At 73.4% G+C, this 9,900-nt stretch carries 7 protein-coding genes; 2 read left to right on the top strand and 5 right to left on the bottom strand.

Annotation, left to right across the window (positions count from 1 at the left end; all coding sequences use genetic code 11):
* The 3 genes from AOK22_RS08595 to hutU all read right to left on the bottom strand — a co-directional run.
* The coding region (locus AOK22_RS08595) for a formimidoylglutamate deiminase (protein WP_055697999.1) at positions 1-1,362 on the bottom strand (1,362 nt) is incomplete at its 3' end.
* The gene (locus AOK22_RS08590; protein ID WP_079036439.1) at positions 1,359-2,561 is read right to left on the bottom strand and encodes an allantoate amidohydrolase; all 1,203 of its coding nucleotides are present in this window, start codon (positions 2,559-2,561) and stop codon (positions 1,359-1,361) included. The genes AOK22_RS08590 and AOK22_RS08595, both read right to left, overlap by 4 nt.
* A 68-nt stretch (positions 2,562-2,629) precedes the next feature.
* A complete protein-coding gene (hutU, locus tag AOK22_RS08585; RefSeq protein WP_055697992.1) occupies positions 2,630-4,294 on the bottom strand; it encodes a urocanate hydratase in 1,665 nt (554 codons plus the stop codon).
* Between the two features lie 148 nt (positions 4,295-4,442).
* Here hutU and AOK22_RS08580 point away from each other — a divergent pair, with 148 nt between their 5' ends.
* Positions 4,443-5,861: a type III PLP-dependent enzyme domain-containing protein gene (locus AOK22_RS08580; protein WP_079036438.1), complete on the top strand. Its 1,419-nt coding sequence runs from the start codon at positions 4,443-4,445 to the stop codon at positions 5,859-5,861.
* A gap of 120 nt (positions 5,862-5,981) precedes the next feature.
* Positions 5,982-7,343 carry an APC family permease gene (locus AOK22_RS08575; protein WP_055697991.1) on the top strand — a complete coding sequence of 454 codons (1,362 nt, stop codon included), beginning with the start codon at positions 5,982-5,984 and terminating at the stop codon, positions 7,341-7,343.
* Positions 7,344-7,376: 33 nt separating this feature from the next.
* Here AOK22_RS08575 and AOK22_RS08570 read toward each other — a convergent pair whose 3' ends face one another.
* Both AOK22_RS08570 and AOK22_RS08565 read right to left on the bottom strand, forming a co-directional pair.
* Positions 7,377-8,210 (bottom strand): MurR/RpiR family transcriptional regulator, encoded by an 834-nt coding sequence (locus AOK22_RS08570; protein ID WP_055697990.1) that lies wholly within the window; start codon positions 8,208-8,210, stop codon positions 7,377-7,379.
* A 10-nt stretch (positions 8,211-8,220) separates the two neighbouring features.
* On the bottom strand, positions 8,221-9,834 hold the full coding sequence (locus AOK22_RS08565) for an aromatic amino acid ammonia-lyase (RefSeq protein WP_079036437.1): 1,614 nt from the start codon (positions 9,832-9,834) through the stop codon (positions 8,221-8,223).
* Positions 9,835-9,900 lie beyond the last annotated feature (66 nt).

The raw sequence follows: 9,900 nt of genomic DNA, 5'->3' as shown, positions 1-9,900 counted from the left end.
GTCTCTGAGGGCCGCCACCGCCTCCGCCAGGGCCGACGGGACGTCCTCCACCAGCGTGTGGGTGCCGTCGCGTACGACATGGCGTCCCCCGACCACCGTGTGCCGGACGTCCGCCGACGTCGCCGCGAAGACCGCCGTCTCCGCGGCGAGGCGCGGCACCGGGCCCGCCGTGCGGACCGAGTCCAGCGCGATCGTCGTGAGGTCGGCCAGCGCGCCGGGCTCCAGGACGCCCGCGTCCGGCCAGCCGAGCGCCGCGTGGCCGTCCGCCGTCGCCGCGCGCAGCAGCGCCGCCGCCGTCCAGTGGCCGCGCGTGTGCGAGCGGAGGCGTTCGTTCAGCTCCATCGCGCGGGCCTCCTCCAGGATGTCGATCACCGCGTGGCTGTCACTGCCCAGGGAGAGCGGGCTGCCGGCCCGCTGGAGGGCGACGGCGGGGCCGATGCCGTCGGCCAGGTCCCGTTCCGTCGTCGGGCACATGCACGTGCCCGTGGTCGAGCCGCCGAGCAGCGCGATGTCCTCGTCCGTGAGGTGGGTGTTGTGCACGCCCGTGGTGCGCGCGCCGAGCACCCCGTGGTCGGCGAGCAGCTGCGTCGGCGTGCGGCCGTGGACCGCCCGGCACGCGTCGTTCTCCGCCGTCTGCTCGGAGAGGTGCACGTGCAGCGGGGCCCGGCGCGCCGAGGCCCACTCCGCCACCACGCCCAACTGCGCCGCGGGCACGGCCCGCACGGAGTGGATCGCGGCGCCGATGCGCGCGTGGTCCCGGTCCTTGAGGAGCGACGCCCGCTCGGCCCACGCCTCCGTGGTGCCGTCGGAGAAGCGGAGCTGATGGCGGTTGGGCGGCTCGCCGCGCGTCTCGGAGAGGAGCCCCGAGGCCACGTACGCCGTGTCGAGGAGCGTGATGCGGACGCCCGCGTCCGCCGCCGCCCGGATCAGGGCCTCGCCCATCGCGTTGGGGTCGGCGTAGGGGGCGCCGCCCGGCCCGTGGTGCAGGTAGTGGAACTCGCCGACCGTCGTGATGCCCGCGAGCGCCATCTCCGCGTACACGGCCCGCGCGAGCGCGTGGTACGTCTCGGGGGTGAGGCGGTCCGCCACCGCGTACATGACCTCGCGCCACGTCCAGAACGTGCCGGAGCCCACCTGGACGGTGCCGCGCAGGGCCCGGTGGAAGGCGTGCGAGTGCGCGTTCGCGAGGCCGGGCAGCGTCAGTCCGCGCAGCACCGTCGCGCCGGGCGGCGGCGCGTCGACACCCGTGCGGACCGCGGTGATGCGGTCGCCGCTCACGTCCACCGCGACGCCCGGCTCGACGTTCGTGTCGAGCCAGGCGTGCTCCAGCCAGTACGTCGTTGCCCGCTCGTCCCTCGTCACCTGCACGCCAGCCCTTCCAGTACGTCGGCCAGTGCGGTCACCCCTGCCAGGCAGTCGTCCTCCGCGGCGTGCTCGGCCGGGGAGTGCGAGACGCCCGTGGGGTTCCGTACGAACAGCATGGCGGTGGGGATCGAGCCGGACAAAATACCCGCGTCGTGTCCGGCGCCCGTGCCGAGGACGGGCAGCGGGCGCTCCGCGCGGGCGCCCAGGATCGAGCCCAGCTCGTCGCGGAGCGCGTCCTCGAACTCGACGACCGGCGTGAAGGACTCACGGACGACGTCGAGGTCGATGCCGTGCCGCTCCGCGTACTCGCGGGCGGCCTTCTCGATGCCGGTGACGACGGTGTCGAGGGTCGCCTGGTCGGCGGCGCGCGAGTCCAGCCAGCCGCGCACGAGCGAGGGGATGGCGTTGACGCCGTTCGGCTCCACGGAGATCTTGCCGAACGTCGCGACCGCGCCCGCGAGTTCGGCCTCGCGGCGGGCCGCGAGCACCGTCTCCGCGTACGACAGCATCGGGTCGCGGCGGTCGACGAGCCGGGTCGTGCCCGCGTGGTTGGCCTCGCCCCGGAAGTCGAAGCGCCAGCGGCCGTGCGGCCAGATGGCGGAGGCGATGCCGACGGGGTCGCCGGACAGGTCCAGCGCCCTCCCCTGTTCCACGTGCAGCTCGACGAACGCGCCGATGCGGGCGAGGCGTTCGGGGTCGGCGCCGATGCCGTACGGGTCGTAGCCCGCCGCCTCCATCGCCTGCGGCAGCGAGACGCCGTCGCCGTCGCGGAGCCTGTGCGCGGCCTCGATGGTCAGCTGCCCCGCGGTGAGGCGGGAGCCGACGCAGGCCAGGCCGAAGCGGGCGCCTTCCTCGTCGCCGAAGTTGACGATCGCCAGGGGGCGGGTGAACTCCGCGCCCCGGGAGCGGAGTTCGTCCAGCGCGGCGAAGGACGAGACGACGCCGAGGGGGCCGTCGAAGGCGCCGCCGTCGGGGACGGAGTCCAGGTGGGAGCCGGTGACGACGGCGTCCCCGGCGGCCGGGTCGCCCAGCCAGGCCCACTGGTTGCCGTTGCGGTCCAGTTCGTAGGTGAGGCCGCGGGTCTCCGCCTGTGCCTTGAACCAGGCGCGGCAGTCGGTGTCCGCGCCGGTCCAGGCGTAGCGGCGGTAGCCTCCGCTGTCCCTGTCCCGGCCGATGGGCTTCAGGTCCCGCCACATCTCCTGGAAGGACGGGGCCTGTCCGGTGGGGCGGGCGGGTGCGTCGCCGGCCGCGGGGGGCTGGTCGCTCACGCCGTCTCGCCCTCCCGCATCGGAACCCGTACGCCCTTCTCGTCGGCCACCGACTCCGCGATGTCGTACCCGGCGTCGACGTGCCGGATGACGCCCATGCCGGGGTCGTTCGTCAGGACGCGGCGGATCTTCTCGCCCGCCAGCTTCGTGCCGTCGGCCACCGAGACCTGGCCCGCGTGGAGGGAGCGGCCCATGCCGACGCCGCCGCCGTGGTGGAGGGAGACCCAGGAGGCGCCCGAGGCCACGTTCACCATCGCGTTCAGGAGCGGCCAGTCGGCGATCGCGTCGGAGCCGTCGAGCATGGCCTCCGTCTCGCGGTACGGCGAGGCGACCGAGCCGCAGTCCAGGTGGTCGCGGCCGATGGCGAGGGGGGCCTGGAGCTCGCCGGACGCCACCATGTCGTTGAAGCGCTCGCCGGCGCGGTCCCGCTCGCCGTAGCCGAGCCAGCAGATGCGGGCGGGCAGGCCCTGGAAGTGGACGCGCTCGCCGGCCATCTTGATCCAGCGGTGCAGGGACTCGTTCTCCGGGAAGAGGTCGAGGATCGCCTTGTCCGTCTTGTGGATGTCGGACGCCTCGCCCGACAGCGCCGCCCAGCGGAAGGGGCCCTTGCCCTCGCAGAACAGCGGACGGATGTAGGCGGGCACGAAGCCGGGGAACGCGAACGCCCGGTCGTAGCCCGCGAGCCGGGCCTCGCCGCGGATCGAGTTGCCGTAGTCGAAGACCTCGGCGCCCGCGTCCATGAAGCCGACCATGGCCTCGACGTGCGTGGCCATCGACTCGCGGGCGCGGGTCGTGAAGCCCGCCGGGTCCTTGGCGGCGTACGACTGCATCTCGTCGAAGTCGACGCCGGTCGGCAGGTAGGAGAGCGGGTCGTGGGCGGAGGTCTGGTCCGTCACGATGTCGATCGGGGCGGACTCCGCGAGCATGCGGGGCAGCAGGTCGGCCGCGTTGCCGAGCAGGCCGATGGAGAGGGGGCGGCGGGCGTCGCGGGCCTCGACGGCCAGCTGGAGGGCGTGCTCCAGGGAGTCGGCCTTCACGTCCAGGTACTTGTGCTCGATGCGGCGCTCGATGGCGCGCGGGTCGCAGTCGATGCACAGGGCGACGCCGTCGTTCATGGTGACGGCGAGCGGCTGGGCGCCGCCCATGCCGCCGAGTCCGGCGGTGAGGGTGATCGTCCCGGCCAGGGTGCCGTTGAACTTCTTGGCGGCGACGGCCGCGAACGTCTCGTAGGTGCCCTGGAGGATGCCCTGCGTGCCGATGTAGATCCAGGATCCGGCCGTCATCTGGCCGTACATCGTGAGGCCGAGCTGCTCCAGGCGGCGGAACTCCTCCCAGTTCGCCCAGTCGCCGACCAGGTTGGAGTTGGCGATCAGGACGCGCGGGGCCCACTCGTGGGTCTGCATGACGCCGACGGGACGGCCCGACTGGACCAGCATCGTCTCGTCCTGCTTCAGGGTCCGCAGCGTGCGGACCATCGCGTCGAAGGAGCGCCAGTCGCGGGCCGCCTTGCCGGTGCCGCCGTAGACGACGAGCTTGTCGGGGTGCTCGGCGACCTCGGGGTCGAGGTTGTTCTGGAGCATCCGGAGGGCGGCCTCCTGCTGCCATCCCAGGGCGCTCAGTTCCGTACCGCGCGGCGCTCGAACGGGGCGGGGTCCTGACATGGCGATGCCTCCTCGCATGAAGCTGCTGTGAGCTTGCTCGCTGTGACCTTGTTATTCACATCCTGAAGTTCTGAATAGGACTAGTCAATAGCGAACGAATGCGCGAGTACGCCAGCGGGCCCACCCGCCGGGTGATTGGCTGGATCACATGGGGCACGCCGAGGAACACCACCAGGAACCGGACCGGACGCAGGTCATCCCGCCGGAGGCCGCCGCGGGCACGGGCGCGGACTCCGCGGCCCGCCGCGACCTGGCCGTCCGCGCCGCCGTCGAACAGGGGATCGTCGGGCCCGCCGCCCCCGTGGCGGGCCTGCTCGACATCACCGGCATCCGCGCGAGCGCCGCCGCCCTGCGCGCCGCCTTCGAGGCGGTCACCCCGCCCGGCACCCCCGTCCTGCACGCCTTCGCGGTCAAGGCGACCCCGCTCGTGCCGGTCCTGCGGCTGCTGCGCTCGGCGGGGATCGGCGCCGAGGTGGCGAGCCCCGGGGAGCTGGCCCTGGCGCGGGCCGCCGGGGTGGCGCCCGCCGACACCGTCCTGGACTCGCCCGCCAAGACCCGGGCGGAGCTGCGGGAGGCGCTCGCGCTCGGCATCGCCGTGAACGCGGACAACCCGCAGGAGCTGGCCCGCATCGACGCGATGGTCCAGTCGGCCCCGTCCCGCTCCCCCGTCGGCATCCGCGTCAACCCGCAGATCGGCGGCGGCTCCATCGGCGCGCTGTCGACGGCGACGCCCACCTCCAAGTTCGGGGTGCCGCTGCGCGACGAGGGTGCGCGGGAGTGGGTGGTCCGGGCGTTCCTGGAGCGGCCGTGGCTGACCCGGCTGCACGCGCACTCCGGGTCGCAGGGCATGCCCCTGGAGATGATGGTGCGGGGCGTCGGGGCGACGTACGAACTGGCCGAGGAGATCAACGAACGCGCCGGGCGGCGGCAGGTCGACACGGTCGACATCGGCGGCGGCCTGCCCGTCAACTTCGGTTCGGACGAGGAGAGTCCGACGCACGCGCAGTACGCGCGCCGCCTCAAGGCCCGCGTGCCGGGGCTGCTGGACGGGCGGTACGGCCTGGTCACCGAGTTCGGCCGCTCGCTGCTCGCCAAGCACGGCACGGTCCTCGCCCTCGTCGAGTACGCGAAGCAGGCGGGCGGCCGGCCGATCGCGGTGACGCACGCGGGCGTGCAGGTGGCGACCCGGACCGTGTACGCCCCGGCGTCGTGGCCGCTGCGGATCGCCGCGTACGACGCGAAGGGGCGGCCCAAGAGCGGGCCCGCCGTCGGCCAGGACATCGCGGGCCCGGCCTGCTTCGCGGGCGACCTGCTCGCCGAGAACCGCCCGCTGCCGCTGCTCGAACAGGGCGATTACGCGGCGGCGTTGGACACCGGCGCCTATTACTTCGCGCAGCACTACTCGTACAACAGCCTTGCCAGGCCCGGCGTCTACGGCTTCTCGGCGGCGGCGTCCGCGACCGGCGAGGGCGTGCGCTTCGCGACCGTGCGCGAGCCGCAGACGCTCGACGCGATCGTGGCGGAGGCGGGCGGCGGCGCGGAGCGGGACGCGCTGCGCGACCTCTGACGCCCGGGGCCGGGCCGCCGAGGCCCGCCCTCCGGAGGCTCTGAGCTTCCTCAACTCGCGCATGGTGACGTGGATCACGGGCAGACCCTCCCTCCAGGCCCGTTCTCGGGGGAGGCTCCTGTGACGACGTCCGACACGTCCACCACCGCACCACCGGCCGAAGAACCGGCGCTGCACCGCGCCATCGGCCCCAAGCTGCTGATCCTGTTCGTGATCGGCGACATCCTCGGCACCGGCATCTACGCCACCACCGGCAAGGTCGCGGGGAAGGTCGGCGGCGCGCTGTGGCTGCCGTTCCTGATCGGCTTCGTCGTGGCGATCCTGACGGCCGCGTCGTACGTCGAACTGGTCGGCAAGTACCCGAAGGCGGCCGGTGCCGCGCTCTACACGCAGAAGGCGTTCAAGACGCCGTTCCTCACCTTCATCATCGCCTTCATGGTGATGTGCTCGGGTCTTTCGTCCGCGAGCGCCGCCGCCCGCGCCTTCAGCGGCGACTACCTCGGCGAGCTGACGAACGACGCGCTGCCGCCGACCCTGATCGCGATCACCTTCATCGTGCTGCTCGCGGCGCTGAACATGCGGGGCGTCTCGGAGTCGGTGAAGACGAACGTGGTCCTCACGCTCGTCGAGCTGACCGGACTCGTGATCATCCTCGCGATCGGCGCGTACGCCGTCCTGAGCGGCGACGGCGAGCCCTCCCGCCTCACCGAGTTCGAGACGGACGGCAGCGGATACGCCCTGATGACCGGCGTGCTGGGAGCCACGGCCCTCGGCTTCTTCGCCTTCGTCGGGTTCGAGGACTCGGTGAACATGGCCGAGGAGACCAAGGACCCGGTCCGTACGTTCCCGCGCGCGATCTTCATCGGCGTCGCGGTGACCGGCACGATCTACGTCCTGGTCGCGCTGGCGTCGTCCCTGCTGGTCGACTCCAAGACCCTGGAGGGGTCGAGCGGGCCGCTCCTCGAGGTCGTGAAGGCCGGCGGCGTCGACTTCCCGCACAAACTCTTCGCCCTGATCGCCCTGTTCGCGGTCACCAACTCGGCGCTGATCAACATCATGATGGCCTCGCGGCTCTGCTACGGCATGGCCAACGAGCGCATCCTGCCGCGCGCCATGGGCCGCGTCCTGCCCCGCCGCCGCACCCCGATCGTCGGCATCGTCTTCGTCTCGCTGCTCGCGATCGGCCTGGTCTCCACCGGCGAGATCGAGGGGCTCGGCGACACCACCGCGTTCCTGCTGCTGTGCGTGTTCGCCGTGGTCAACGTGGCGGTCCTGGTGCTGCGCCGCGACCCGGTCGACCACAAGCACTTCCGTACGCCGACGGTGCTGCCGGTGCTCGGCGCGGTCACCGCCCTGATCCTCGCGAGCCCGCTGGCGGACCGCCCCGCGGAGGTCTACATCCGCGCCGGTGTCCTGATCGCCATCGGGATCGGGCTGTGGGTGGTCAACAAGGTGGTCCTGAAGACGCGGGGCGAGGACTGAGCGGAGCGCCGGGCCCGCCCGCGGACGTGCGGCTCACTCCACGAACAGGCCCCGCGCCGCCGCCCGTACGTCGAACTCCTCCAGGCGCGCCTGCGCGTCCGGCAGTCCGTCGCACATGGCCTCCAGGAGCACCCGCCCGAGCAGCATCGGCGCGCACGCCGTGTCGAAGGCGAGGCCCGTGCCGACCGCGGCCGGCAGGAGGAGGTCGGAGTGCGCGGCGACCGGCGCGAACGCGGAGTCGGCGACCGTGACCACCGTGAGGCCCGCCGAGCGCGCGTAGGCCAGCGCGTCGACGACCTCGCGGGGGTGGCGGGGCAGGGCGAAGCACAGCAGGGCCGTGGCGCCCGCCCGTACCGCCGCGTCGACGCGGTCGGCGAGCATCGTGCCGCCCTCGTCGAGGAGGCGCACGTCGGGGTGGACCTTGGCGGCGAAGTACGAGAAGCCGTACGCCTGGGAGGCGGCGGCCCGCAGGCCGAGGACCGGCAGCGGGCGGGAGGCGGCGAGGAGCCGTCCGGCCCGCTCGACCGGCGCCGGGTCCGCGAGGACCTCCGCCAGGTGCCGCAGGTTCGCGATCTCCGCCTCGACGGCCTGCTGGTACTCGTTCAGCTCGTCGCCGCCGGCCGCCTCCGCGGGCGCCACGTCCCGCAGGTGTCTGCGCAGCGCCGGGTAGCCGTCGAAGCCGAGCGCCACCGCGAACCGCGTGACCGAGGGCTGGCTCACCCCGGCGAGCTCGGCCAGCTCGACGCTGGAGAGGAAGGGCACGTCCGCCGCCCGCCGCACCATGCAGTGCGCGATGCGGCGCTGCGTGGGCGTGAGCCGGTGCCCCTCGAAGAGCACTTGCAGCCGTGCCGCAGGACTGTCACTCATACCGTTCCCCTCACCACACCCGGTCCTTCGGCGCGCCCGGTCGCCCGGCGGCCGTCGTGTGCCCGCCGCCCAGAGCCGCCCACAGTTCGGTGAACCGGTCGAGCAGCCCGGCCGCCGCCGTCACATCATCCGTCAGCGGCCGGTCCGCGAGCTCCGGATCCAGTGCGGCGGAGGCGAGTTCATGGGCGCGCGCGAGCGGGACGTCGCGCTCGAAGCGCAGTTCGCGCTGGTTCAACGCCCTTACGGCGGCGACCAGTTCACACCCCACCACAAGCCGGAACGCGGCGCAGGCGCGCAGTGTCTGGCGGGCGGCGAGCGAGGCGAAGCTGGCCTGCTCCTCGACGCCGCGCGAGAGCACCGCGTGGCCGAGGGAGGCGGGCGCGGAGAACGCGCGCAGATCGCCGAGGGCCGCCCCGGCCGCGTATTCGAGGATCATCACGCCCGACGAGGCCGTCTCGCCGTCGGCGAGGAAGGGCCGCAGGCGGGTGAAGGCCGGTTCGTTGAGGGTGGAGAGGCGGGAGGTGGACAGGCGGGCGACCTGTGTCACGGCGAGCCTGAAGTGGTCCAGGGCCAGCGCGAGTTGGGCGAGGTAGAAGCCGCCGTGGTGGTAGGCGGCGAGGTCCTCGGGGCAGATCAGCGGGTTCTCGGCGGCCGCGTTGATCTCGACGGTGAGGACGTCCTCCAGGGCGTTCGCCGCGTCGTGCGCGGGGCCGTGGATCTGCGGCAGGCAGCGGAAGCCGTAGGGGTCCTGGATGCGGCCGAGCGGCGGGGTGGGCCGGTCGGGGGCGCCGGTCAGGCGCCGCATGCGGGCGGCGACGGCGTACGAGCCGGGGTGGCGGCGCGCCTCGTGGACGGGCAGGGCGTACGCCTCGTAGGAGCCGTCGACCGCCGTCAGGGACAGCGCGGCCACCACCTGGGTCGCGGCGATCAGGCCGCGCAGCTCGTGCAGGGCGAGCGCGGACTGGCCGAGGGTGAGGGCGTTGCTGCTGATCAGGGCGAGGGCGTCGTTGTTGTCGAGCGGCTGGGGCTCGGGGGGTGTGCCGGCGCCCCGCCAGGGGTGCTCGCCGGCGAGGGCGAGGCCGAGCTGGGAGAGGGCGGCGATGTCGCCGGTGCCGACCGAGCCGAATTCGTTGACGGCGGGATGGGCGCCGGTCTCCAGGGCCTGACAGAGGGCGGTGACGACGGTGGGCCGCAGTCCGGCGCCGCCCGCGAGGAGCTGATTGGCGCGGACCGCGAGCATCGCGCGGACCTGGCGGGCGGGCAGTTCGGCGCCGATGGCCCCGGCGTGCGAGCGCAGCAGCCTGAGGCCGTGGTCGGCGGCGGCCTCGGTGGGCACGTCCTCGTTGCGGTTGGCGCCGACGCCGGTGGAGCGGCCGTAGACGCGGCCCCAGGCGGCGATCTCGCGTGCGGCGTTCCAGGAGTCCTCGGCGCGCTTCATGCCGTCGGTGGCGGGCACGGGCCGGGCGGCGGATCCGGCCAGGCGTACGACGTCGGCGACCCGCAGGCCCCGGCCGTCCAGGACGACGACTTCTGCCGCCGCTCCCGCGCCGGCGGCGGCGCTGTCCGCGATACGAGACGACTTCACGCGCTTTTCCTCCTCAACCAGACATCCCGTCTCAGTCATCGACCACTTGGTGCCGGAGATTTACGCCGGAGCATTGACAACTTATTCAGACAGCAAGAACTCTGC

Origin of the sequence: Streptomyces silaceus (assembly GCF_001419745.1) — a bacterium.
In the GTDB taxonomy this organism is placed as follows: Bacteria; Actinomycetota; Actinomycetes; order Streptomycetales; family Streptomycetaceae; genus Streptomyces; species Streptomyces silaceus.
Note: the sequence above shows the minus strand (reverse complement) of the source record. Positions and strands in the feature narration are given on the sequence as shown.